Below are 24,381 nucleotides of genomic sequence, written 5' to 3'. Positions count from 1 at the left end.
GCTAACGACGCGATCGACCGCTTCGCAGCGAAGTATTTCGACGTGAAGGTCGTGCTGAAGTAAGCGTGCCCCGCACGCGGGGCACAGGGCCGCTCAGGCAGGGCGCACGCTGCATGCAGCGATGAAAACCGGTCATTTCGATGGCCGGTTTTTTTTCGGAAAACCGCGCCGCGCGTGTATCTGACCAGGCCCGTGTGCGCTAGAATCTGCGGATGCCGCAGGGCCGGGGCGCGTATGCACGAACGCCGCGTCCCGTCACGGTAAATACATCAGAATCAGCCAGGTAGAACGGGGCGTCGATACGCTCTGCAGGGGACGGGGAATGACCATCAACGCAGTCGAAGATCCGCATGGGCGAGCGGGCGCCACAGGGCAGGCAGCCGCAATCCAGGACGAAGTCTATGTTGCCCGCCAGCCTTTGCTGGACCGCGAAGGCATGCTGTGCGGTTTCGAACTGAAAGTGCGTAGCCCGATCGTGCCGGAGCCCGATCCCGCGAATTTTACCGATAGCGAAAACGACGTCGCAGCGCTCGCGCAGGCCGTCAAGGACGCGCAGGCGGCACGTGTGCAGGTGGCGAAGCGCGTCATTCAGGCCGCGGCGCATCCCGATGCCGGCAGCGCGCTCGCGGGCCATATGGCGTACGTCGATGCGAGCCGCGAGATGCTGTTCGACGAGACGCTGCGCCGGCTGCCACCCTCCCGCTTCATGCTCGAACTGCCACCCGATCTCGTTGCCGACGACATGCTTGTCAGCCGCGTGATCGCGCTGCATGGCAAACGTTATCGTTTCGTGCTGGACGACGTCACACAGCCCGACGACACCTTTGCGAAGCTGCTGCCATACGCCGATGCCGTCAAGATCGATTTTGGCAACACACAACCCGCGTTGCTGCCCAAGCTCGCGAAGGTGCTGAAGGCAGCGGGCAAGATCCTGATCGCGAAAGGCCTCGATACGCCGGCCGCGTTTCAGACGGCGCACGATCTCGGCTTCGACCGCTTTCAGGGCTATTTCTTCGCGCGCCCGCAGGCGCACGGCATGCGCCGCGCCGGCGCGCCGCGTCATGCGCTGCTGAACCTGCTGCAACTGCTTGCGTCCGATCCGACCGTCGCGCAGCTCGAGGCGGAACTCAAGCTCAACCCCGTGCTCGTGATGCATCTGATGCGCCTCGCGAATTCGAGCGGCCTGGGTCTCGGCCACAAGGTCACGTCGCTGCGCGAAGCGATCAACGCGACGGGCACGAACCGCATTGCACGCTGGACGCAGCTGCTGCTTTACGCGGACGGTCGCAAGGTGTCGCTCGAAGACGATCCGCTGCTGCAACTCGCCGCCACGCGCGCGCGTTTCATGGAACTCGCGATCGAGCGTCTGCCCGAAGCAGGTCGCGACGAAGCCGACGCGGCGTTTCTCACGGGCGTGTTTTCGTTTGTGGATGCGGTGTTCGGCGAGCCGCTGGACAACACGCTCGACATGCTGATGCTGACACGTCCGATCCGCGCGGCGATCCTGCGTCGTGAAGGGGCGCTGGGCGCGCTGCTGTCGGCAATCGATGCGCTGGAACGCGGCGCGTGGAGCGATCTGGAAGCCGCGAGCGCGCAGCTCGTGGCGTTGACGCCGGGTGATATTGCTGGCCTCGCTCTGGTCGCGGCCGCGTGGGCGGGTGTTGCGGATAGCAGCGCCGAAGCCGCGGGGCTGGAGCGGATCGAGGATTAAAGAGCTTGATTAAAGCAGGGAAGTGGGCCGCTGCATGCGGATGCCGATGCGGTTCGCAATCTTCAATCGTGTGCCGGTGGCGAGCCGTTAGCCGGTCAGTCCACCGCCAGCCGCCGGCAACACTCCGTGCATTGCCGGCATTACCTAAAACACCTCCATCTCACTCTTCGGCGACTGCGCGAAGAACCGTCCCATCTCACGCGCGAGCTGGTTCAACGCCGCCATCTCTTTCTGTGAGATCTTGCGCGGTTCCTGCGAATGCGACCAGTCGCCGTACATGAGCGCGACCGTCGACTGATTCTCTTCCAGCACGACGGGCAGGATCACGAACGAACGCGCATCGTCGAATGCACGACGGAACCACGCCGGCAGACGCGCCATGATCTTCGGGTCGCGCGCATTCTCGATGAAAATGCCGACCGAATTCGCGATCGCCAGATGGAACACGTCCGGTTCGAACGTCGCGGTGAAGCCGAGCGTCGGCAGCATCGCGTCCATCTTCGGACCGAGTCCGAGTCGCGCCTTGAACGAGCCGGCACCATGCCTCACGAACACGACCGTGCGCGTGAAATTGAGCCCTGCCAGAACGGTCTCGGATGCCATCGCGAGCACCGGGCCGATCGGATTGTCGGAAGGCAGCGCACGCAGGTCCTCGACACCGGCGGCGATACGCGCTTCGGGATCGAGCGCTTCGCGTGCGATCGCATCGGCGTTCGCGCGCAGTTCGACGATCTCGCGCATCACGCCGTCGTCGGACTCTTCGCCGGCGAGCGCGATGCTCATCGCGACGAGTGTTTCCGGGTCGGTGCCGAGCATGTGGCCGTAGCGGTGCGCAAGCTCGGCGATACTCGTTTCGCGCACCGCGTCGGACATGTTCGGCGTCGTCAGGACGTGCGAGACTTCGGTCGAATAGTTGGTGATGGCGCGCAGCCACTGTACCTGGCGCGACGGATTGTCCGGCGTTTCGTACGTCGTCATGCCGGCGCGGATCGTGTCGGGCAGACGCCAGCGCGTTGCCGCTTCAAGACCGATTTCGTCGAACGTGACGCCGAGTTCGTTGTTGCACGCCTGGTTTTCATCGACGCCCGCGTCGATTGCGCGGCGGATCTTGTCCCACTCGGTATCGAGATAGAAGACGACCAGCAGCTTGCCCACCTGACGCATCAGCGTGCAGACGACGGCCTCTTCACCGGCGCGCAGATCGCCTCGCTCGGTGAGCTTGCGTGCGACGCAGCCCGAGAGCATCGTGCGGTTCAGTTCGAGCTTCGCGTCGATGCGGCGCGGCACGCTGTGGTGGAAGTGATCGACGAGCTTCAGGCCGACGATCAGATGGCCGACGGCGTCCATGCCGAGCACCATGAGCGCACGCGTGACGGTCGTGATGTTGCCGCCGAACGCCATGTACATCGCCGAATTGGCGAGCCGCAGCACCTTTTGCGTGAGGGCGAAATCCGACAGCACGACTTGCACGAGCGCGGAGAAATCGAGCTCGTCATTGTTCATCGCCGACATGGTGGTGCGCATCGCGTGCGAGAGCATGGGGAAGTCCCCGCGCTCGTTCATTCGCGACCACAGCCTGTCCAGCAGCGTAGCCTTCATTTAAGTCCCGCCAAAGCCATACGTATTCCAGTGTTCAGCATGCCGGTACGCCCCGGGTATCCGGGCTCCGGGTAGTTCGGGTACATCAGGACACCGCGCCATGCAGACGGAGCGCGCGGGACTCGAAGCGCTGCGCCAGTTCGTCCGACGGCAGCGCCTTGCATACCAGCCAGCCCTGAATGTGATCGCAGCCCATCTCGGTCAGAAGGGCACGTTGTGCCTCGGTTTCGACGCCTTCGGCGACGAGTTCGAGATTGAGTGTCTGTGCCAGTCCGACAACCGCGCTAACGATCGCCTGATCGTTTCGCGAGGTTAGCAGATTCTCCACGAAGCTACGGTCGATCTTGAGCTTCGCAAGCGGGAAGCGTTGCAGATACGCGAGGCTCGAATAGCCGGTGCCGAAATCGTCGACGGCAAAGCGGATGCCGATCGCGGTCATCTCCTCGAGCAACGCCTTCGCGTGCACCGGGTCGTGCATCAGCAGGCTTTCCGTGATCTCGAACACAAGCCGGTGCGGGTCGATGCCGGTGAGCGCGATCGCCTCGTGCACGCTCTCGGTAAAGCGCGGATCGCGAAACTGCTGGGGCGACACGTTCACCGCGACGTATTGCAGCGAAATGCCTTGCGTGTCCCACTGGATCAGCTGCATGCACGCGATCTTCAACACCCAGTTACCCAGATAGTTGATGAGGCCGACCGATTCGGCGAGCGGGATGAACATCGATGGCGGCACGAGACCGTGCACCGGATGCAGCCAGCGGATCAGCGCCTCGACGCCGACGACGCCATGCGTCTGGCTGCTCGTGATCGGCTGGAAGTGTAGCGAGAACTCGCCGTTGCGCACGCCGTCGTAGAGATCGGACTCGAGTTTGAGGCGTTCGGCGTCGGCGGGGTTGTTGTCGGGGATATAGAACGCGAGCGTGTTGCCGCCAGACGTCTTGGCCTGCATCAGCGCATGATCGGCGCAGCGTAGTAACTGGCTGTCGTCGGCGGGCGTGTCCTTCAGATGTCGCGCGTCAGGGTAGAGCGCGATGCCGACACTCGCCGACAGATGCACCTGCTGGCCGTTGAACGAATATGGCCGCTGGACGGCGGTCAGCAGGCGCCGCGCGAGCGCTTCGGCGGCAAGCGCGGCGTTCTGGTGCGTCGAGATCAGCGGCATCAGGATCGCGAACTCGTCGCTCGCGACACGCGCGAGGATCTCGCCGCCGTTCATCATGTTCTGCAGGCGGCGCGCGGTATCGCGCAGCATCTCGTCGCCGGCGTCGTAGCCGAGCGCGCGGTTCACGCGTTGATAGTCGTCGATGTCGAGCAGCAGCAGCGCCGCGCTGGAGCCGTGCGCGTCGGCCTGCTGCTGGGCGTGCAGCAGCGCGAGCGTCAAGGCGGACTGGTTCGCGAGGCCGGTCAACCGGTCGTGATGCAGCGCGTGATTGAGACGGTCCTCCGTCGCGCGCCAGGCCGAAACGTCGAAGCCCGCGATCGCATAGCCGTCGACGCCGTCGTGCGTGTTGCGTACCACGCGCAGTTCGACCGCGACCGGATAGGTCAGCGACTTCACGAGGTCGAGCGTGGTTTTTTCGATGGTGTTGCTGTCCCGGGCGCTGGCGAGCAGGGCGTCGAGCTTCGCGACGTCGCCAGGGGCGACCAGATCGTGGAGCGTGATCGTCTGCAGGTATTCGCGGTGGTAGCCGATGAAGCGCAGGCTCGCGTCCGACACGTACAGGAACTTGAGGCTGGCGTCGACATGGGCGAGGAAATCCACGGCGCCGACGGCCACGAGGGTATCGCCGCCGGACGGCCGGCTGCCTCGACCGGTGGCTTCCCTGTCCGCGCGCCGGCCAAGCATGCGTAACCGGTCGATGACCGTGCGCAGAGGGCCCCGGCGGGGCGCGATGACGCTGTTCGCTTCCATGTTTGTCGCTGGCAACCCGTGTTCTCATTTGCTGGCGGACGACCGGTTCCGCCGTTTTCGGGGGCGCGGCTCGGAGACACGAGCCCGCCTTTCAGAACAAGATAACGACCCCGGCGCGAAAATCTTTAGCCGGGACGGCAAAAAAGCGACGATCAGCGGAAGCGCTTCCATGGGGGCTGTAATAATTTCCGGTTTCGGTTACAGTGGCGCGAATATCGTCGATCCGCCAACGTTCCAGGAGAAGCGCAAGCTCGGGGATCGTGCGCGCTGTGGTCCAACAGAATTCCACCCGCCAACAGACATGTCTGAACCGATCGAGCCCAGATCAACGATCGCACGTGCCGATACCGACGCGGCCTTGCCGGCGCCGGACGGCACCGTCGCGGCGTGCCAGTTCGCGTTCCTCGGCCGTCAGCCGATCCTTGACCGCTCGGGTGCGCTTTCCGCGTATGAGCTGCTGTTCCGCTCCGGCGAGCAGAACTTCGCGCAGGTCAGCAACGACGACGAAGCCACCGCTCACGTGGTCGCCCGCACGATTGGCGGGCTCGGCGTGCCGGCCGTGCTGGGCGAGCATCGCGGTTATGTGAACATCGGCCGCGACATGCTTTTCGACGACATTGTTCACGTGATGTCCCCCGAGCGCTTCGTGCTCGAAATCCTCGAGACCGTCACGTTCGACGCCCAGGTGGTGAAGCGTCTCACGCAGTTGCGTCGCGCCGGTTTCCAGATCGCGCTGGACGACGTGGTCGAACTCTCCGATGGTCTGATCACGATTTTGCCGCATGCGGACATCGTCAAGATCGACTTCCTGCTGACCGACCGCGCGAAGCTGCCCGAACTCGTGTCGGCGATCCGGAGGTTCGGCAAGACGCTGGTCGCGGAAAAAGTCGAGACACGCGAAGACTTCGCGCTTGCCAGCGAGCTGGGTTTCGATCTCTTCCAGGGTTACTTCTTCGCGCGGCCCCAGGTGCTGGCCGCACCGCGTCCGCGTTCGTCGCGCGAAGCGCTGCTGCGGCTTCTCGCGCTGCTGTCCCGCGAGCCCGACATCAATGAAATCGAAGACGAACTGAAGCGCAATCCGGGCGTCGTCGTGCAACTGCTGCGGCTCGCGAATTCGAGCGCGTTCGCGCTCGGCCGCGAAATCTCGTCGTTGCGCCAGGCGATCACCGCAACCGGCACGCGGCAGATCGCGCGCTGGACCCAGCTGCTGCTGTACGCCGACGGCCGCGCGCTGCCGTGGCGCTCCGATCCGCTCGTGCAGCTCGCGGGTACGCGCTCGCGCTTCATGGAACTGATGGGTAACTGGCTGCATCCTTCCGATGACCGGTTCGCCGATGCCGCGTTCATGACCGGCATTTTTTCGCTCGTGCACGTGGTGGTCGGTTCGACGCCGGAGAGCACGCTCGACCGGCTGGGTCTCGCGCCGCAGATTCGCGACGCTATCGTCAATTACGGGGGGCCGCTCGGTACGCTGCTGCGCATCACCGAGGCGGTCGAGCAGGGCCAGGACATCGATGCGATCGCACGTGAAACGCCGCTGCAGGAATTCGCCGGGCTCACGCCGGAGGTGCTGGCTGAATTGAGTCTTTCTGCAGCATCGTGGACAGGCGGGCATACTGACGACTAGTGCAGCTTCGCCGGTATGCGCGATCGGGCTCGATTCGTGCCCGCAGGCTGTCCGTCAGTCGCCAGAAAGGAAACCCGTGATGAAACGAAATACATGGCCGTGGATCGCGGCCGCCTGTGTGTCCGCGGCGCTGTCGCTGCATGCGCTCACCGCCAGCGCGACGCTGAAGCCGGGCGACGCCGCGCCTGACTTCACGACGCAGGCATCGCTCGGCGGCAAGACGTACACCTACGCACTCGCCGACGCGTTGAAGAAGGGCCCCGTCGTGCTGTACTTCTACCCGGCGGCGTTCACGAAGGGCTGCACGATCGAAGCGCATGAATTCGCGGACGCAGTCGACCAGTACAAGAAATACGGCGCGACCGTGATCGGCGTCTCGCACGACAACATCGAAACGCTGACGAAATTCTCGGTTAGCGAATGCCGCAGCAAATTCCCCGTGGCCGCCGACGAGAACAGCAAGATCATCGATGCGTACGATGCCGGGTTGCCGATGCATGCCTCGATGGCGAACCGCGTGTCGTACGTGATCGCGCCCGACGGCAAGGTGATCTACGAGTACACGAGCCTTTCGCCGGACCAGCATGTCGCGAACACGCTGAAGGCGGTGAAGGACTGGGCCGCCACGCACAGGCAGCCCTGAGCGTAGTGCTCAGATCGCGCGCGGCGGGTTATTCCGCCGCTTTCCTTTTGTACACGCCGCGCGCGTTCGTGGCCCGGCGCGCTCACACCCGCGGGCCGCGTGAATTTGTATCGAGGTGATGTCGAATGCCGGTTCTGGTAGTCCTCTTTGCGTTGATCGCGCTGGTGTACGGCGCGGTGCAGGCGTTCTATTTTCTGTCGCGGCAATTTGGTCTCGCCGTGGCGACCGGTGTGGCCGTGACGGTCATCGTTGCGTTGCTGCTGGCGATCGCGTGGTGGTGGCGACGCCGTCGCGAGGTATCCGCCAACGTGCGCGACGGCGACTGGACGCACGAGCTGAAAGGCGAGTGGGGCGAGCTGAAACTGGCCGCCGCGAAGCGCTTCATGACGGTGCGCACGGGCGACGCCGTCGGCGAGTTTATTTTCGCGGATCTCGTTCAGGCCGAGGCCGCGCGCGCAGCAGGCGGCTGGCAGGTCGCGCTGACGGTCCGGAACACCAGGCAGCCCGTCTGGCATCTGCCGATGGCAAGCGAACGGCAGGCAAGACAATGGGCGAGAATTCTTGTGCTGGCGGCGGCGCAAAAACTCAAGGGGTGAGCAGTCGCGCGACGCCCTGAAAAGGCGTCGCGTTCCGTCATTTACTCCACGGCAGGCGTCGAGCGGCCGCGACGTCGTTCACGCCGCGCTTCCCAGCGCACGCGCAGCCGGTCCATATACAGATAGACGACCGGCGTCGTATAGAGCGTGAGCATCTGGCTCACGATCAATCCGCCCACAATCGAGATGCCGAGCGGCGCGCGCAACTCTGCGCCTTCGCCGCGGCCGAAGGCGAGCGGCAGCGCGCCGAGCAGCGCCGCGCAGGTCGTCATCATGATCGGGCGGAAACGAAGCAGGCACGCCTGGAAGATCGCGTCGCGCGAAGAAAGCCCTTGCCGCGACGCTTCGATTGCGAAGTCCACCATCATGATCGCGTTCTTTTTCACGATGCCGATCAGCAGAATCACGCCGATCAGCGCGATGATGCTGAACTCCGTTTTGAAGAGCAGCAGCGCGAGCAGTGCGCCGACGCCCGCCGAAGGCAGCGTGGAGAGAATCGTCAGCGGATGGATGTAGCTCTCGTAAAGTATCCCAAGCACGATATAGACGGCGGCCAGCGCGGCCAGAATCAGGATCGGCTGGTCCGACATCGACTGCTGGAACGCCTGCGCGGTGCCCTGGAAGCTGCCGCGTACCGTGCCCGGCACGCCGATCTCCGCCATCGTCCGGTAGATGGCGTCGGTGGCGTCCGAGAGCGACTTGCCCGGCGGCAGATTGAACGAGATCGTCGACGCGACGAACTGGCTCTGGTGATTCACCGAGAGCGCCGTGTTGCCCGGCCCGAAGCTCGCGATCGCCGACAGCGGGATCATCGTTTCCTTCGAGGTCGACACCGCCGCGCCCGACGATGCGCTCGACTTGCCGCTCGCGGCGATCGAGTTGGTCGCCTGGTTGCGCGCGGAATCGGCGGCGATCGAGGCCGCGCTCGAAGCGGTCGTGCCGGCCGTTCCACCGGTTTTCGCGCTCGTACTGGTTGCCGCCGACGTGACGGTGCCGGCGGTCGCGTTGGTGGTCTGCGCGCCGCTTGCGCTGCCGCCTGACGTGCTGACCCAGATCTGGTTCAGCATGTCGGGGCTTTGCCAGTATTTCGGCGCGACTTCCATCACCACGTGATACTGGTTCAGCGGGTTGTAGATCGTCGACACCTGGCGCTGGCCGAACGCGTCGTAAAGCGTGTTGTCGATCTGCGCCGGCTTGATGTTCAGCCGGGCAGCGGTGGCCCGGTCGATCGTGATCATCGCTTCGAGGCCGCCTTGCTGCTGGTCGGAGTTGACGTCGGCGAGTTCCGGGAGACGCTGGAGTGCTTCAGTCAGCTTCGGCACCCACTTGTAGAGATCGGCGGTCGAATCGGACAGCAGCGTGAACTGGTACTGCGCGTTCGACTGCCGGCCGCCCACGCGGATGTCCTGCACCGCCTGCAGGAACGTGCGCGCGCCCGCGACGCTGCTGAGCGGCCCGCGCATCTGCTGGATGACCTGGTCGGCGGAAAGACCGCGCTCGCTCTTCGGCTTGAGCGTGACGAACATGAAACCCGAATTGGTCTGCCGCCCGCCCGTGAACCCGACCACGCTGTCGACCGCCGGATTCTTCTGCACGATCGCCATCATCTGCGAAAACTTGACCTTCATCGCCTGGAACGACGTGCTCTGGTCGGCCTGAATACCGCCAACCAGCCGCCCGGTGTCCTGCTGCGGGAAAAAGCCCTTCGGGATGATGATATAGAGCCACACGTTCAGGCCGATCGTCGCGATCAGGATCGTCGCGATCAGGCGCGGATGTAGCAGCGCCCAGCCGAGCGTGCGCTCGTAGCCGCGGTGCATCGCCGTGAAGCCCCGTTCGAGCCAGCGCCCGAAGCGGCCTTCTTCCTTTTTCTCGTGATGCTCCTCGAGCAGGCGCGAACACATCATCGGCGTGAGCGTCAGCGAGACGATCAGCGACACGCCGATCGCGAGCGAAAGCGTAATCGCGAATTCGCGGAACAGACGCCCGACGATGCCGCCCATCAGCAGGATCGGCAGGAACACCGCGACGAGCGAGATGCTGATCGACATCACCGTGAAGCCGACCTCGCGCGCGCCGAGAAGCGCGGCCTTCATGCGCGGCATGCCGCTTTCGATGTGCCGCGAAATGTTCTCCAGCACGACGATCGCATCGTCGACCACGAAGCCCGTCGCGATCGTCAACGCCATCAGCGAGAGGTTGTCGATCGAAAAGCCGAGCAGGTACATCGCGGCGAACGTGCCGATGATCGAGATCGGCACCGCGACGCTCGGAATCAGCGTCGCGCGCCAGTTGCGCAGGAACAGGAACACGACCATCACGACGAGCGCGACCGCGATGATCAGCGTGCGCTCGGTGTCCCTCAGCGACATGCGGATCGTGGTCGAACGGTCGGAGGTCGGGATCACGTCGACGTCGGCGGGCAGCGATGCTTTCAGTTGCGGCAGCATCGCCTTCACGCGATCGATCGTCTCGATGATGTTCGCGCCGGGTTGGCGGTACAGGATCACGAGCACCGCGCGCCGGCCGTTGATGAGACCGAGATTGCGCAGGTCCTCGACCGAATCGACGACTTCGGCGACGTCGGACAGATGCACCGCCGCGCCGTTGCGGTAGGCGATCACCAGATCCTTGTACTGCGCGGCTTTGGTTGCCTGATCGTTGGTGTACAGCTGCACGTGGTTCGGGCCGAACTCGATCGAGCCCTTCGGGCTGTTCGCGTTCGCGGCGGCGAGCGCCGCGCGCACGTCCTCGAGCCCGATGCCGTAGTGGAACAGCATCTGCGGTTCGAGCTCGACGCGCACCGCCGGATTGGTCGAGCCGCTCACGTCGACTTCGCCCACGCCGTCGACCTGCGACAGCGACTGCTGCAGGACAGTCGCCGCCGAATCGTAGAGCTGGCCCGCCGGCAGCGTATTCGACGTAAGCGCGAGGATGAGGATCGGCGCGTCGGCCGGGTTGACCTTGTGATACGTCGGGTTGCTGCGCAGGCTCGCGGGCAGGTCGGCGCGCGCCGCGTTGATGGCGGCCTGCACGTCGCGCGCGGCGCCGTCGATGTCGCGGTTCAAACCGAACTGCAGGACGATGCGCGCGGAACCGACCGAACTCGTCGAGGTCATTTCGGAGACGTCCGCGATCGAGCCGAGATGCCGCTCCAGCGGACTCGCGACGCTCGTCGCGACGGTTTCCGGGCTGGCACCCGGCAGGCTCGCCTGCACCGAGATCGTCGGGAAATCGACCTGCGGCAGCGGCGCGACCGGCAGCTTCACGAACGCGAAGCTGCCGGCGAGCGCGATCCCGATCGCGAGCAGCGTCGTCGCGACGGGCCGGGAAATGAACGGACGCGACAGGTTCATCGCTCAGTTCCCCGCATCGGTGGCCGGCGGCGCGTCGTTCGGCGCATCGTCACGGTGAAAGCGCGTGCGCACGCGCCGCGCGAGCGAATCGAAGCCGAGATAGATGACCGGCGTCGTGAAGAGCGTGAGCAGCTGGCTCACGATCAGACCGCCCGCGATCGCGATACCGAGCGGACGGCGCAGCTCGGAACCGGCGCCGGTTCCTAGCATCAGCGGCAGCGCGCCGAGGAGGGCGGCCAGCGTCGTCATCAGGATCGGGCGGAAACGCAGCAGACACGCCTGATAGATCGCCTCGCGCGGCGATTTGCCCTGTTCGCGTTCGGCTTCGAGCGCGAAGTCGATCATCATGATCGCGTTCTTCTTCACGATGCCGATCAGCAGCACGATGCCGATGATGCCGATGATGTCCAGATCGTGACCGGTGATGAGGAGCGCGAGCAATGCGCCGAGACCGGCCGACGGCAGCGTCGAGAGAATCGTGATCGGGTGGATGAAGCTCTCGTACAGTACGCCGAGCACGATATACATCGTCACGATCGCGGCGAGTATCAGGAACAGTTCGTTCGACAGCGACGCCTGGAACGCGAGCGCCGCGCCCTGGAAACGCGTCTGGAACGAAGCGGGCAGGGCGATCTCTTTTTCCGCCTGATCGATCGCCTTCACCGCCGCGCCAAGCGATGCGCCGGGCGCGAGGTTGAACGACACGGTAGTAGCGGGGAACTGGCCCAGATGCGTGACGAGGAGCGGCGCGGGTCGCTCGTGGAAGCTTGCGATCGAATTGAGCGGCACCTGGCCGCCCGTCGAGGTGGAAGAGGGCAGATAGATCGAATTGAGCGAATCGATGTAATGCTGCATCGTCGGCTGCGCTTCGAGAATCACGCGGTACTGGTTCGACTGCGTGAAGATCGTCGAGATGATGCGCTGGCCGAACGCGTCGTAAAGCGCGTTGTCGACCGTGGCCGGCGTGATGCCGTAACGCGCGGCCGTCGCGCGATCGATTTCGACGTACACCGACTGTCCGTTTTCCTGCAGGTCGGTGGCGACGTCCGCGAGTTCGGGCGACTGCTTGAGCCGGTCGATAAGCTTCGGCACCCACGTCGCGAACTCGGTGATATTCGGATCGGTCAGCAGGAACTGGTATTGCGTCGGGCTCACGGTCGAATCGATGGTCAGATCCTGCACCGGCTGCATGTAGAGCGACGCGCCCGGAATATGCGCGACGTCCTGCTGCAACTGGCGGATCACCTGGCTCGCGGTGTTGCTGCGGTCGTCGCGCGGCTTCAGGTTGATCAGCATCCGGCCGCTGTTGAGCGTGATGTTGCTGCCGTCCACCCCGATGAACGACGTGAGGCTTGCCACATCCGGATTTTTCAGGATCTGGGTAGCGAGTTCCTGCTGGCGCTCGGCCATCGACTGATACGACACCGACTGCGGCGCCTGCGTGATCGCCTGGATCACCCCCGTGTCCTGCACCGGGAAGAAGCCCTTCGGAATCACCACGTAGAGCAGCGCGGTGAAGACGAGCGTGAGCAGGGCGACGAAGAGCGTGGAGCGCTGGCGATCCAGCACCCATGTGAGCGCGACCGCGTAACGGCCGATCACGTAATCGATGAACCGGTGCGCCTTCGCCTCGAAGCGATGGCTCTCCTTGGGCGGCGTGTGACGCAGCAGCTTCGCGCACATCATCGGCACGAGCGTGAGCGACACCACCGCTGAAATCACGATCGTCACCGCCAGCGTGATCGCGAACTCATGGAACAGGCGCCCGACCACGTCGCCCATGAAGAGCAGCGGAATCAGCACCGCGATCAGCGAAACCGTCAGCGAGATGATCGTGAAGCCGATCTGCTTCGAGCCCTTTAGCGCCGCTTCGAGCGGTGGATCGCCTTCTTCCACGTAACGTGCGATATTTTCGATCATCACGATCGCGTCGTCCACGACGAAGCCGGTCGCGATGGTGAGCGCCATCAGCGAGAGGTTGTCGAGCGAGAAGCCGCACAGGTACATCACGGCGAGCGTGCCGATCAGCGAAAGCGGCACCGACAGGCTCGGAATGATCGTCGCGTAGATGTTCGCGAGGAACAGGTACATCACGAGCACGACCAGCACGACCGACATCAGCAGCTCGAACTCCACGTCGCGCACGGACGCGCGGATCGTGGTGGTGCGGTCGGTGACGACCTCGACGTCGAGCGCCGCGGGCAGCGACTGCTGCAACTGCGGCAGCAGCTTCTTGATGTTGTCGACCACCTGGATCACGTTCGCACCCGGCTGGCGCTGCACGTTCAGGATGATCGCCGGCGTGTTGTCGACCCACGCGCCGAGTTTCGTGTTCTCCGCGCCCTGCACGATGGTCGCGACATCCGTCAGCATGACCGGACGGCCGTTCTTGTACGCGACGACCGCGCTCTTGTACGCGTCGGCGTCAGTTAACTGGTCGTTGGCGTTGATCGTGTACGCGCGCGTCGGGCCATCGAAATTGCCCTTCGGCGTGTTCACGTTCAGGTTCGAAATCGTGGTGCGCAGGTCGTCCAGATTCAGGCCGTACGACGCGAGCGCACGCGGGTTCGCCTGAATCCGCACCGCCGGCCGCTGGCCGCCCGAGAGGCTCACGAGACCCACGCCCGCCACCTGCGAGATTTTCTGCGCGAGACGCGTGTCGGCCAGATCCTGGACCTGTGTCAATGGCAGCGTCTTCGACGTGATCGCGAGCGTGATGATCGGCGCGTCGGCCGGATTCACCTTCGCGTAGATCGGCGGCGCGGGCAGGTCGGACGGCAGCAGGTTGCCCGCCGCGTTGATCGCGGCCTGGACTTCCTGCTCGGCGATGTCGAGCGGCAGGTCGAGGCTGAACTGCAGCGTGATGATCGACGAGCCGGCCGAGCTTTGCGACGACATCTGGTTCAACGACGGCATCTGCCCGAACTGCCGTTCGAGCGGCGCGGTGACCGACGACGTCATCACGTCCGGGCTAGCGCCCGGGTAGAAGGTTTGCACCTGGATCGTCGGGTAGTCGACTTCCGGCAGCGCCGACAGCGGCAGGAAGCGCAGCGCGACGAGCCCGACCAGCATGATCGCCGCCATCAGCAGGGCGGTGCCGACCGGGCGCAGGATAAAAGCGCGGGATGGATTCATTCGGTATCAGCCGTGCCTTATTCCGCCGACGCCTGTGACGCGTGCTTGTGACGGCGCGCGCCCGATGCAGCGGCAGCACCCGATGCGTGGGCCGTACCCGACGCAGCCGACGCACCGGCCGCGCCCGAAGCAGCCGGAATTGTGATTTTCGCGCCTTCACGCAGGCGGTCAGAACCGTCGATCACGACGCGCTCGCCGACCTGCAGGCCGGACTGGATGCTGGTGCGCTCTCCGTCCACCGGCCCGACCTTTACCTGCCGCACGGTGACCGTGTTGTCCGGCTTGACCACATACACGAATTGTCCCATCGAACCGTTGAGTACCGCCGACGTCGGCACGATGACGGCATCCTTGATGGCGTTGACGAGCAGGCGCGTATTGACGAACTGGTTCGGGAACAGCAGGTTGTTCGGGTTCTGGAACATCGCGCGCAGCTTGACCGTGCCGGTGGTGGTGTCGATCTGGTTGTCAACGGTTTCGAGGTAGCCCGCTTCGAGCGACGTCGTATTGCTGCGGTCATAGGCCGTGACCGACATCTTCGTGCCCGTGCGCATCTGCTTCGTGATGGCCGGCAGATTGTCTTCGGACGTCGTGAACAGAATGCTGATCGGTTGAAGCTGCGTAATGACGACGATGCCGTTCGTATCGCCCGGAGTCACGTAGTTGCCCGGATCGACCTGGCGCAGGCCCACCCGGCCCGAGACCGGCGCCGTGATGCGCGCATAGACGAGATCGAGCTTGAAGGTATCGATGTTCGCCTGGTCCGATTTGACCGTGCCTTCGTACTGTTTGACGAGCGACGCCTGCGTGTCCACCTGCTGCCTCGCGATCGAATCCTGCGAGAGCAGCGTCTGGTAGCGCTTCAGATCGAGGCGGGCGGTCTGCAGCAGCGCCTGGTCTTTCGCGAGCGTGCCCTCGGCGTTCTCAAGCGAGATCTGGTAGGGACGCGGATCGATCTGCGCGAGCACGTCGCCCTTTTTAACCATCTGGCCTTCCCGGAACGCGACGGTCTGCAGGATGCCGCTCAGCTGGGTACGAACCGTGACGTTCGCAAGCGGCGTGACCGTGCCGAGCGCGGTGAGCACCACGGGCATTTCGCCCTGCGTCGCCGTGGCGACGTGTACCGGCTGCGGCACATTGGCGGCATTGCCGCCGCGACCGCCGCGACCAGCACGTGCGCCGCTCGCGCCACCGGCACCACTGGCGCCGGCGGCCGTGGCGCCGCTCGCGCTGCCCCACGGATGCCAGCGCACCAGTACGATGCCCGCGATCACCACGACCGCGACGATCGCGGCGATCGCGGCGATCACGCGGCCGCGGTGCCGCTTCGGCGTGGGCGGCGTGCCGTTGCCGGATCCGCCCGGACCGCCGGGTGTGCCAGCGGCACCGGCCGGTCGTTGAGCGGAGTCATGAGGGCGTGGCGTTTCCGGATGCTTTTGTTGTTCGTCCATCGGTTCGGTCAGGTGGCTGGCGTGGAATCGGAAATATGGATTGGCGCGCGGCGCGTTACCCGGCGCATGCACGACATCATCGGTAACAGGCTGCCGGCAGGCATTCCGCGTGCGGTGCCGGGCACGTGCTGTGCCGGCTCGTACGCCCCGGCTGATACGTTGATGTCTGTGCCTGCGCGATGCTACGCGAGGCGCGCGGAAAAGAGGTTACACGTGTAATGTTCGGCGACCATGAAAATGCAACGCCGGGTAGCGCGCGACGCGTTCGCGATGGCCGGGCCAGGTCGGGCGGCGGCGCGTGCCGTCGCGGCCGAAAGCATGATGCTACGTCCCGCCCCTTGTTACAGTCCAGCGACGTATTTTTCGTTTGATTACCCTGGTTAGAGAAGTGCAAGGCCGGAGCGTTGGGTCCGCGCCCTGGGTTCGACGTGTGACGGGGTGCTCAGTTGTCGAGCCGGCGGCCGGGCGTGCCTCCCACTTCGTGGACGATTTTCTCGATGCATTCGAGAAGGGCGGGTGCCGCGCGCTCCATCAGCCATTCGCGTGGGCACTGGTGCGCGGAACCCCCGCAATTGACTGCGTAGCGCTCGCCCGAGGGCCCGACGAAGCCGGCCGCGATCGCGTTCAGCCCTTCGTGCCATTCGCCCACGGCGATCGCGTAGCCGCGGAAGGCGGTTTCCCGCAACGCGGTATGCAGCCGGTTGCCCAGATGGCCCCAGTCATCGCCGGTCGCGGCCTGCACGCCGACGAGCAGTCTTTCGCGTTCCGGTTCGCTGAGCGCCGCCAGATACGCCCGGCCGACGGCCGTGCGGCACATGTCCATCCGCGAACCCACCTCGAGACGCGATACGAGCACCGCCGAGCGTGGCCGGATCGCGTCGATCACGACCATGTCGAGCCGGTCGCGCACGGCGAGATGCACCGAAAGAGCGGTCCGTTCGGCCAGCTCGATCAGGAAGGGACGTGAGCGGGCGCGGATATCGAAATTACGCAGAAAACCGTTGCTCAGTTCGAGCACCGAGGAGGTCAGCACGAAGCGCTCGCTGTCCGGCAGGCGGAACAGGTAGCCCGCGCCGACGAGCGTGGCGGTGATGCGCGAGACGGTCGGCTTCGGAATGCCGGTGAGTTCGGTGAGCTCGCGGTTGCTGAGCGGCGCATCGGCGGCGGCGATCCGCCGGAGGACCGTCAGACCGCGTGCCAGTGCTGTCACTTCGTCGCCGGAACCTTCTTTTTCCTGAAGGGGATCGGCGTTGCCGATAGACGTTTGTCGCTTGTTCATGTCGTTTTTATGGAACTGTATTTCAATTTAATTGCTTTAATCGACCGGGCGTACGGATAACACAAAATCCCTGCAAACCTTTTCAAGTGGAGTATTCAGCGGTTTCTTATGATGATTCATTGTATCGGAAGGCTCGGTGTGGGCACGCAGACGTGGGATACTTTTTGCTTGACTTGGTCAGCATAAACATAAAAAATGGAATTTCATTTCGAAAGACGATCTACTCATCTTTGTTTCGAATCTTTTCGTCGCGTGGCTGAACGGCACCGGGTGCGGGTTCAGGCTGGAGCTTAAGGGTTTAGGCAGAGCCTGATGGGAGCGTTCGAATTTCGGATCCCGTCTCTCAGGTTCTAGCACGGCCCTCGGAATGGCTAGAACTTTTCAAGGCGTCACGGTTACGTGACGCCTTTTTTTTGGCCTGCGCTGGTAAAACCAGATTCGCACAAGGTTCGGTTCGCCCATTTCTGATATTTCGCCCCGGTCCGTCGCTGTCCTGGCGGGGGCGAGGCGCAGGCGACTGGTAGACTGGCAGGCAATTCAGCCGCCGCGCCGGCAGTGTGGGCTCCGCGCGGACATTGTTTCGGGAACGGATCACCATCATGCCGATCAACTATCTCCGGGCGTTCACCTCGCCCGCCCGCACGGACAGCTCAAACCGGCGGCTGGGATGCGCGCTCGCGTTCGTCGCCGGTGCCGCGAATGCCGGCGGCTTTCTGGCCGTCGGTCAATACACGTCTCATATGTCGGGGATCGTCTCTTCGCTCGCGGACAACCTGATTCTCGGGCAGGTGGCATTCGTCGTTTCCGCGGCGGGATCCGTGGCCTCTTTTCTGGCCGGTGCCGCGACCTCCGCCGTGCTGATCAACTGGGGACGCCTGCATCGCGCCAGGAGCATCTACGCGACGCCGCTGCTGCTAGAGGCGATCCTGTTGCTCTGTTTCGGGTTGCTGGGTGCAAACCTCGAAGCACACCGTGTCTTTTACATACCGACGACGGTTGCGCTGCTGTGTTTTGTGATGGGCCTTCAGAACGCGATGATCACGAAGATCTCGAAGGCTGAAATCCGGACCACGCACATGACGGGTCTGGTGACCGATATCGGAATCGAGCTGGGCAAGGGCCTCTACTGGAATCGCGGCACACCGCTGACCGCTCCGCACTATGTCCGCGCCGATCGCCGCAAGCTCACGCTGTTTGCTTCCCTGCTCGGCATGTTTCTGGCCGGAGGCATTACAGGCGCATTCGGGTTCAAGCAGTTCGGCTTCGTCGCGACAGTGCCGCTGGCCGCCGTGCTCCTGACGTTCGCCGGGGTGCCTCTCGGTGACGATCTTGCATCGTTGCGCCGTCGCGGGCGGTTCTGAGACGGCGGTCTTTGCAGCCGGTGCCGGGTCGTTGTCGCATACGTGCAGGTGAAACCGTCGACGCCGGAACAATGCGAACGCATCTGTGAAAAAAAGAAGGCACGGCATCAAGCCGTGCCCGCGACAGGAAAAGGACAGACAGGGTATGGAGGCGTTGTCCTTCGTTCGCAAAAATGGCCGACCCGGGAGGTCAGCCGTTCGATAACCAGTGCATCGAAGGTTACAGTGCATCGCGGCGGGGATACAGGCCGTCCGGTCGAAAACACTGGTTGGGAAAAGCGAACAATGACATGCCCATGCCGCGTCGCAAAGGGCGGGGAAAGAGGCTTTACACTACATGTTCCTCGCTTCCGGTCCGGATGGTCGTTCAATGTCTGATCGCTCATTAACGCTGAATCGCCACCTGTTCCGTTATCTGTTCGCGACGTTTTTCGTCACGTTGCCGATGCCGGCTGCGCATGCGGCGAGTTTCGACTGCGGGCAGGCGAAACAGCCCGACGAGCGCGCGATCTGCCGGTCGCGGCAGTTGAGCGAGATGGATGTGGAAATGGCGGTGCGTTATGGCACGCTGACGGGTCTCGTCGCCATGGGCGCACGCGGCGACATGCAGGACGAGCAGCGCGCCTGGCTGCACGAGCGCGCGGCTTGCCGTGGTGACCGGCGCTGTCTGCGGGCCTCGTACACGAAGCGCATCGACGTGCTGAAACGCGAGTACGAACAGCTGAAAAGCCGCGGACCGTTCTAGCGCGAACACGAACACGAACACGAACACGAACCAGCGTACCGGCGGGCAGCGCGTTCCGGACACGCACACACCCGGGCGAAGGCGATGCCCGGACTTACCGCGTGACGAGCGCGACGGTGCCGAGGCCGAGCAGCGTCATGGCGAGCGAACTGCCGACGTGAATGGCTATCTCGGCGGCGGCCCAGCCGGGCCGGCCCTGCTGCAGATGGCCGACGACTTCGGCGGAAAACGTCGAGAACGTCGATAGTCCGCCCATCAAGCCGGTGATCACGAAGAGCCGCCATTCGGGCGCGATGCCCGGATATCGCGCAAATACCGCGATGGCGAGGCCAATCACATATCCAGCGAGGATGTTCGCCGCGAGCGTGCCGAGCGGCAGCGCAGGCAGCACGGCATTGAGCCGCAGACCGAGAACCCAGCGAAGCAGTGAACCGAGTGCGCCGCCGATGCCGACAGCAAGAATGGACAGATACATTGTTGTTAGAGATCCAGGCAGGTCGGTAAACCGGGGCGTATGCGGGCAGACATGGCACTGCCCGCCGGTTTCCCGGACGAGGGCAGGCATCATCAGCCACAAGGGCGGTTTAGGGACAACGGAGAATGCCATCTCCGGCCCGCAGTCTATCACCGGGGCGCCGCGTCAGCGGGTCGCGGCGGCCTTCGTGCGGATCGGCACAGCAACACGGAAGGCGTAAACTAGAATGAAACGACGGCCGCCGCCGATGCGATTTTCGCCTCGCCGACGGGCCCACCGCCGGAACATCGCTCCTTGCCGGAGACCGTTCATGAAGGGCTACCAACTCACTTTCTACACCGAGCAGAACCACCGGCACGGCCGGCAACCGGTGATCGACTGGCTGCTTGCGAAGGCGAAGCACGCCGGCATTCAGGGCGCGACCGTCATCGCGGCGGCCGAGGGCGTCAGCCACGCGGGCGTGCACCATGCCGCGCGCTTTTTCGAACTGACCGACCAGCCGATGCAGGTCATTTTCGCGGTCACGGAAATCGAGTCGGAACTCATGCTCGACGCAATCCGCCGCGAAAACCTCCACGTGTTCTACACGCGCTGCCCGATCGACTTCGGCGTGCTGGGAGGAGACCTGCCGGCGCCGCGCCGGACGAAACTGTCTTCGCTGTTTCATCGCGTGCACCGCCCGGCGCATTGAACGGGCGCCCGATGCGCTCGATCCGGCAGCCGGGCCGCGTTCAGCCGGCGGTCTCGCGTTCTGGCGTCGACGTGATCCGGTGAATGGACAGGTCGGCGCCGTTGAACTCGTCTTCCTGATCGAGGCGCAGCCCGACGGTCATGCGAATCGCACCGTAGACGAGCGTGCCGCCAAGCGAAGCCACCACGATGCCGCCCAGCGTGCCGACAATCTGCGCGCCGAACGACACGCCGCCGAGTCCGCCGAGCGCGTGCAGCCCGAAAATGCCCGCGGCGATGCCGCCCCATGCACCGCACAGGCCGTGCAGCGGCCACACGCCGAGCACGTCGTCGATCTTCCAGCGGTTCTGCACGCACGTGAACATATAGACGAAGAGCGCGCCCGCGATGCCGCCCGTCACCAGCGCACCGAGCGGGTGCATGACGTCGGACCCGGCGCACACCGCGACGAGCCCGGCGAGCGGACCGTTATACGTGAAGCCCGGATCGTTGCGGCCGGCAAGCCAGGCCGTCAGCGTGCCGCCGGCCATCGCCATCAGCGAATTGACAGCGACCAGGCCGCTGATCTTGTCGACGGTCTGTGCGCTCATCACGTTAAAGCCAAACCAGCCGACCGTCAGCACCCACGCGCCGAGCGCGAGGAATGGAATATTCGACGGCGGATGCGCGGCGATACGGCCGTCGCGGTGATAGCGTCCGTGGCGCGCGCCGAGCAGCAGCACCGCGGGCAGGGCGACCCAGCCGCCGAACGCATGCACCACCACCGAGCCCGCGAAATCGTGGAACGGCGCGCCGAACGTCGCGGCGATCCAGCTCTGGATCCCGAACCGCCCGTTCCACACGATGCCCTCGAAAAACGGGTAGATGAAACCGACCAGCACGAACGTCGCGAAGAGTTGCGGGTTGAATTTCGAGCGCTCGGCGATACCGCCCGAGACGATCGCCGGAATGGCGGCCGCGAAAGTCAGCAGAAAGAAGAAGCGCACGAGCGCATAGCCGTTGTGGGCCGCGAGAAGATCGGCCGGTTCGAAGAACTGCACCCCGTACGCAATCGTGTAGCCGATGAAGAAATAGGCGATCGTCGATACCGAAAAGTCGACGAGGATCTTCACGAGCGCGTTGACCTGATTCTTTTTTCGTACCGTGCCAAGTTCGAGAAACGCGAAGCCCGCGTGCATCGCGAGCACCATGGCGGCGCCGATCAGCAGGAACAGCGTGTCGGTGCCGGTTTTCAAGCTTTCCATCCGTAAGTCCCGATTTGCGCAAAAAACGGGCACGGAACGCAAGAAATGGGCCAAAGAAGGGCCTGACATTGACGATCTCGGTGCATGCGGGCACCAGCATGGTTTTCCCGGTTTCACGGATGATCTTCTCGCTGGTTCGAGTGGTGGCGTGTACGCACCATTTATGTGCTTGATTCTCGAAACCGGGCGCTGAACGTCCCATATCGGGGCGATATTTTCGATTTTGTTTACGCATTTATTCGGTTTGGTAACGGCTGTGAGTGACGATGCCCGGTTGTGGGAAGGGACATCTGAAACCCGGTGCCTCGCGACGCGCATGTCGTGCCTTTGTCATCCCGTGCAAACGCCGACATAATGGCCGTCGCAACGCAGCGTCCGCTACGTACAGTTTTTCCTTTCGCGCGCATGAGACTGACTACCAAAGGCCTGTTGCTGATCGCGATTCCCGCGCTGTTCGAACTCGCGCTGCTGGCGGGCGTCGTCGAGGCGCAGGCCGATGCGACCGATGCCGAACGCTGGGCGCTGCACAGTCAGGTCGTGCTGCGCCAGACCACCGCGATCCTCGAACCCGTGCAGTTCGAATCGGTGCGCCTGCGCGGTTCGGCCGTCGGCGGTGACGCCGGCGCGGCCACGCCGATCGCGATGTGGATGGACATCGACCGCCGGATCGACCAGCTCGTCGAACTGGTCGCCGACAACCCGTCGCAGGTGGAACGCGCGGTGCGGATCCGTCAGGCGATCCAGTCGTACCGGCAATGGTCCGACCGGATTCAGGACCTGCTGCGCTCCGGGCGCCGCGCCGACGTGCTCGAACGTTTTCGCGATCCGGGCGCCGAAGCTGTGCTCGATCAGGTGCGCACGCAGGTGGCCGCGTTCCAGCAGGAGGAGCGGCGGCTCGACGTCGCGCGCACGGAAGCAGCGGCGCGCGCGCGCGGGCGTCAGCAGATGCTGGTTGTCGCGGCGGTGACCGGTTCGATCCTGTTCGTGGCGATCGCGTTCGTGCTGCTCGCGCGCGGCCTGCGCGGCCGGCTCGCCGCGTTGACCGGCAATGCGCGGCGTCTTGCGCAAAACCAGCCGCTCGCGCCGCTCACCCCGGGCACCGACGAGATCGCGCGGCTCGATGCCGCGTTGCACGACACCAGCCGGCGGCTTCTCGACGCTGACCGCATGCAGGCACGCTTTCAGTCGGATCTCGCGCGCCGCGCCGGCGAGCTTGCCCGCATCAACGAAACGCTGCGCCAGCAGACGCAGGAAAACGAGATGTTCATTCACAGCGTGTCGCACGATCTGCGCTCGCCACTCGTCAACCTGCAGGGGTTTTCGAAGGAACTGATCCACGCGTGCGACGACCTGCGCGCGGCGGTGCGCGCGTCGTCGCTGACCGACGCGCAGCGCGCGCACATCGGGCATCTCATCGACCAGGACATCAGCGAGGCGCTACGTTATCTGCAGACGGCCGTGCTGCGCGCGTCGCACATCATCGACGCGCTGCTGCGGCTTTCGCGCGTGGGGCGCGTCGAGTACCGGCATCAGCACGTCGACGTCGGCGATATCGTGCAGCGCGTGATCGATGCGATGCAGGTATCGATCCGCTCGCGCGGCGCGCAGATCGTGGTGCGCGAACTGCCGACGGTCTGGGGCGACGCGACCGCGCTTGAACAGGTGTTCGGCAACCTGATCGGCAACGCGGTGAATTATCTGGACCCGGTGCGGGCAGGGCGCATCGAGATCGGCACGACTGCCGGGCCGCCGGGCGTGCATTCGCTACGGATTTTCTACGTGAAGGACAACGGGCTTGGCATCGCGGAAGTCGCGCTGCCGCGACTGTTCGGCGCGTTCCAGCGGCTGCACGGCAACGTCGCGCCTGGCGAAGGAATCGGCCTCGCACTTGTACGGCGGATGGTGGAGCGGCACGGCGGCCGCGTCTGGGCGGAATCGGCGGAAGGCGTCGGCACGACGTTTTATCTGTCGTTGCCGGAGGCGGAGCAGGTGACGCGCGATGCGCCGGAAAGCATCGTCAGCGAGGCGAAAACCTGACGTGCGAAGGTACCGCGCGCTTTCAGTGTCTAACGCCAGGGTGTTGCGAAGAGCTGGCGGGGTTTCAGCAGACGGGTGCCGCGCACGGACCAGTAACATGCGGCGGCGGCCAGAATCAATGCACAGGCGATGACGACGTGCGGCGCGGGACGCAGCCCGGCGACGTCGTCGAACGAAAACACGCCGCGCTGAACGAGCAGCAGCGCTAACCACAGCGCGATGGCGGCCTGCAGGAGCAGACGCGTTCCAGTGAGGCGTCGCATGCGGTTTTCGAGCGACCAGGCGGTGGGCGCGCGCAGGCAGAAAAATGCGATCGCCATCAACGCGACCGCGAGGATAACGATCCAGTCTGTCAGTTCCATCGAAAGGCTCTCAAAAGTCGACCGGCGACTATAGGAAAGCGCGTTCTTTGGATAAATCAGACTGGTCTCAAATGGGGGGGGGCGGGCTGGCCCGGAAGTGGCGCGGGGGGGGCGCGCGCCCCCCCCCGGCATAAAGGTGATAAAATTTGGAGAGGGGG

At 64.4% G+C, this 24,381-nt stretch carries 17 protein-coding genes and 1 riboswitch; of the genes, 8 read left to right on the top strand and 9 right to left on the bottom strand.

Annotated elements, in window-relative coordinates; all coding sequences use genetic code 11:
• The first annotated feature begins 322 nt into the window (after positions 1 to 322).
• Positions 323 to 1,711, top strand: a complete 1,389-nt coding sequence (locus LPA37_RS22115) for an EAL and HDOD domain-containing protein (RefSeq protein ID WP_229013720.1) — start codon at positions 323 to 325, stop codon at positions 1,709 to 1,711.
• 144 nt (positions 1,712 to 1,855) lie between these two features.
• Here LPA37_RS22115 and LPA37_RS22110 read toward each other — a convergent pair whose 3' ends face one another.
• Positions 1,856 to 3,310, bottom strand: a complete 1,455-nt coding sequence (locus tag LPA37_RS22110) for an HDOD domain-containing protein (RefSeq protein WP_229013719.1) — start codon at positions 3,308 to 3,310, stop codon at positions 1,856 to 1,858.
• A gap of 85 nt (positions 3,311 to 3,395) precedes the next feature.
• On the bottom strand, positions 3,396 to 5,222 hold the full coding sequence (locus LPA37_RS22105; protein WP_228982644.1) for a putative bifunctional diguanylate cyclase/phosphodiesterase: 1,827 nt from the start codon (positions 5,220 to 5,222) through the stop codon (positions 3,396 to 3,398).
• A 301-nt stretch (positions 5,223 to 5,523) separates the two neighbouring features.
• On the opposite strand from LPA37_RS22105, the gene LPA37_RS22100 reads away from it, so the two are divergent.
• The 3 genes from LPA37_RS22100 to LPA37_RS22090 all read left to right on the top strand — a co-directional run bounded on the left by LPA37_RS22100 (position 5,524) and on the right by LPA37_RS22090 (position 8,088).
• Positions 5,524 to 6,849 carry an EAL and HDOD domain-containing protein gene (locus tag LPA37_RS22100; RefSeq protein WP_229013718.1) on the top strand — a complete coding sequence of 442 codons (1,326 nt, stop codon included), beginning with the start codon at positions 5,524 to 5,526 and terminating at the stop codon, positions 6,847 to 6,849.
• Between the two features lie 79 nt (positions 6,850 to 6,928).
• Positions 6,929 to 7,492: a peroxiredoxin gene (locus tag LPA37_RS22095; protein WP_228982648.1), complete on the top strand. Its 564-nt coding sequence runs from the start codon at positions 6,929 to 6,931 to the stop codon at positions 7,490 to 7,492.
• A gap of 125 nt (positions 7,493 to 7,617) precedes the next feature.
• Positions 7,618 to 8,088 (top strand): hypothetical protein, encoded by a 471-nt coding sequence (locus LPA37_RS22090; protein ID WP_229013717.1) that lies wholly within the window; start codon positions 7,618 to 7,620, stop codon positions 8,086 to 8,088.
• A gap of 41 nt (positions 8,089 to 8,129) precedes the next feature.
• On the opposite strand, the gene LPA37_RS22085 is transcribed toward LPA37_RS22090, so the two are convergent.
• From LPA37_RS22085 to LPA37_RS22070, 4 genes are all read right to left on the bottom strand, one after another.
• The gene (locus tag LPA37_RS22085) at positions 8,130 to 11,444 is read right to left on the bottom strand and encodes an efflux RND transporter permease subunit (RefSeq protein WP_229013716.1); all 3,315 of its coding nucleotides are present in this window, start codon (positions 11,442 to 11,444) and stop codon (positions 8,130 to 8,132) included.
• Between the two features lie 3 nt (positions 11,445 to 11,447).
• The gene (locus tag LPA37_RS22080) at positions 11,448 to 14,579 is read right to left on the bottom strand and encodes an MdtB/MuxB family multidrug efflux RND transporter permease subunit (protein WP_229013715.1); all 3,132 of its coding nucleotides are present in this window, start codon (positions 14,577 to 14,579) and stop codon (positions 11,448 to 11,450) included.
• Positions 14,580 to 14,596: 17 nt separating this feature from the next.
• Entirely contained in the window at positions 14,597 to 16,030 is a 1,434-nt protein-coding gene (locus LPA37_RS22075) for an MdtA/MuxA family multidrug efflux RND transporter periplasmic adaptor subunit (protein ID WP_229013714.1), read from the bottom strand.
• A 442-nt stretch (positions 16,031 to 16,472) separates the two neighbouring features.
• Positions 16,473 to 17,309, bottom strand: a complete 837-nt coding sequence (locus LPA37_RS22070) for an IclR family transcriptional regulator (protein ID WP_228982660.1) — start codon at positions 17,307 to 17,309, stop codon at positions 16,473 to 16,475.
• Between the two features lie 599 nt (positions 17,310 to 17,908).
• Here LPA37_RS22070 and LPA37_RS22065 point away from each other — a divergent pair.
• Positions 17,909 to 18,670, top strand: coding sequence for a YoaK family protein (locus LPA37_RS22065; protein WP_228982663.1), 762 nt, complete (start codon positions 17,909 to 17,911; stop codon positions 18,668 to 18,670).
• Positions 18,671 to 19,040: 370 nt separating this feature from the next.
• On the top strand, positions 19,041 to 19,415 hold the full coding sequence (locus LPA37_RS22060; protein ID WP_229013713.1) for a lysozyme inhibitor LprI family protein: 375 nt from the start codon (positions 19,041 to 19,043) through the stop codon (positions 19,413 to 19,415).
• A 94-nt stretch (positions 19,416 to 19,509) separates the two neighbouring features.
• Here LPA37_RS22060 and crcB read toward each other — a convergent pair whose 3' ends face one another.
• Complete coding sequence (gene crcB / locus LPA37_RS22055; protein ID WP_228982666.1) at positions 19,510 to 19,890, bottom strand: fluoride efflux transporter CrcB; 381 nt, start codon at positions 19,888 to 19,890, stop codon at positions 19,510 to 19,512.
• A 76-nt stretch (positions 19,891 to 19,966) separates the two neighbouring features.
• Positions 19,967 to 20,035, bottom strand: a riboswitch (Fluoride riboswitch).
• 165 nt (positions 20,036 to 20,200) lie between these two features.
• On the opposite strand from crcB, the gene LPA37_RS22050 reads away from it, so the two are divergent.
• A complete protein-coding gene (locus LPA37_RS22050) occupies positions 20,201 to 20,581 on the top strand; it encodes a DUF190 domain-containing protein (protein WP_228982668.1) in 381 nt (126 codons plus the stop codon).
• 40 nt (positions 20,582 to 20,621) lie between these two features.
• Here LPA37_RS22050 and LPA37_RS22045 read toward each other — a convergent pair whose 3' ends face one another.
• A complete protein-coding gene (locus LPA37_RS22045) occupies positions 20,622 to 21,824 on the bottom strand; it encodes an ammonium transporter (protein WP_228982674.1) in 1,203 nt (400 codons plus the stop codon).
• 405 nt (positions 21,825 to 22,229) lie between these two features.
• Between LPA37_RS22045 and LPA37_RS22040 the strand changes: the two genes are divergently transcribed.
• Positions 22,230 to 23,861: a sensor histidine kinase gene (locus LPA37_RS22040; RefSeq protein WP_228982676.1), complete on the top strand. Its 1,632-nt coding sequence runs from the start codon at positions 22,230 to 22,232 to the stop codon at positions 23,859 to 23,861.
• Between the two features lie 29 nt (positions 23,862 to 23,890).
• Here LPA37_RS22040 and LPA37_RS22035 read toward each other — a convergent pair.
• Positions 23,891 to 24,381, bottom strand: a 491-nt coding sequence (locus LPA37_RS22035; RefSeq protein WP_324251901.1) for a hypothetical protein, incomplete at its 5' end; no start/stop codon positions are given.

The sequence above is a fragment of the Paraburkholderia gardini genome (genome assembly GCF_907164545.1).
Classification (GTDB): Bacteria; Pseudomonadota; Gammaproteobacteria; order Burkholderiales; family Burkholderiaceae; genus Paraburkholderia; species Paraburkholderia gardini.
The sequence above is the reverse complement of the archived record's forward strand: the minus strand, read 5'-3'. Positions and strand labels throughout refer to the sequence as shown.

What these genes read in the sequence shown, in the direction of transcription:
- LPA37_RS22085 (WP_229013716.1), bottom strand. Translation starts at nt 11,444, where the DNA reads ATGAACCTGTCGCGTCCGTTCATTTCCCGGCCCGTCGCGACGACGCTG.
- LPA37_RS22115 (WP_229013720.1), top strand. Translation starts at nt 323, where the DNA reads ATGACCATCAACGCAGTCGAAGATCCGCATGGGCGAGCGGGCGCCACA.
- LPA37_RS22075 (WP_229013714.1), bottom strand. Translation starts at nt 16,030, where the DNA reads ATGGACGAACAACAAAAGCATCCGGAAACGCCACGCCCTCATGACTCC.
- LPA37_RS22045 (WP_228982674.1), bottom strand. Translation starts at nt 21,824, where the DNA reads ATGGAAAGCTTGAAAACCGGCACCGACACGCTGTTCCTGCTGATCGGC.
- LPA37_RS22095 (WP_228982648.1), top strand. Translation starts at nt 6,929, where the DNA reads ATGAAACGAAATACATGGCCGTGGATCGCGGCCGCCTGTGTGTCCGCG.
- LPA37_RS22080 (WP_229013715.1), bottom strand. Translation starts at nt 14,579, where the DNA reads ATGAATCCATCCCGCGCTTTTATCCTGCGCCCGGTCGGCACCGCCCTG.
- LPA37_RS22065 (WP_228982663.1), top strand. Translation starts at nt 17,909, where the DNA reads ATGCCGATCAACTATCTCCGGGCGTTCACCTCGCCCGCCCGCACGGAC.
- LPA37_RS22040 (WP_228982676.1), top strand. Translation starts at nt 22,230, where the DNA reads ATGAGACTGACTACCAAAGGCCTGTTGCTGATCGCGATTCCCGCGCTG.
- LPA37_RS22105 (WP_228982644.1), bottom strand. Translation starts at nt 5,222, where the DNA reads ATGGAAGCGAACAGCGTCATCGCGCCCCGCCGGGGCCCTCTGCGCACG.
- crcB (WP_228982666.1), bottom strand. Translation starts at nt 19,890, where the DNA reads ATGTATCTGTCCATTCTTGCTGTCGGCATCGGCGGCGCACTCGGTTCA.
- LPA37_RS22070 (WP_228982660.1), bottom strand. Translation starts at nt 17,309, where the DNA reads ATGAACAAGCGACAAACGTCTATCGGCAACGCCGATCCCCTTCAGGAA.
- LPA37_RS22100 (WP_229013718.1), top strand. Translation starts at nt 5,524, where the DNA reads ATGTCTGAACCGATCGAGCCCAGATCAACGATCGCACGTGCCGATACC.
- LPA37_RS22110 (WP_229013719.1), bottom strand. Translation starts at nt 3,310, where the DNA reads ATGAAGGCTACGCTGCTGGACAGGCTGTGGTCGCGAATGAACGAGCGC.
- LPA37_RS22050 (WP_228982668.1), top strand. Translation starts at nt 20,201, where the DNA reads ATGAAGGGCTACCAACTCACTTTCTACACCGAGCAGAACCACCGGCAC.
- LPA37_RS22060 (WP_229013713.1), top strand. Translation starts at nt 19,041, where the DNA reads ATGTCTGATCGCTCATTAACGCTGAATCGCCACCTGTTCCGTTATCTG.
- LPA37_RS22090 (WP_229013717.1), top strand. Translation starts at nt 7,618, where the DNA reads ATGCCGGTTCTGGTAGTCCTCTTTGCGTTGATCGCGCTGGTGTACGGC.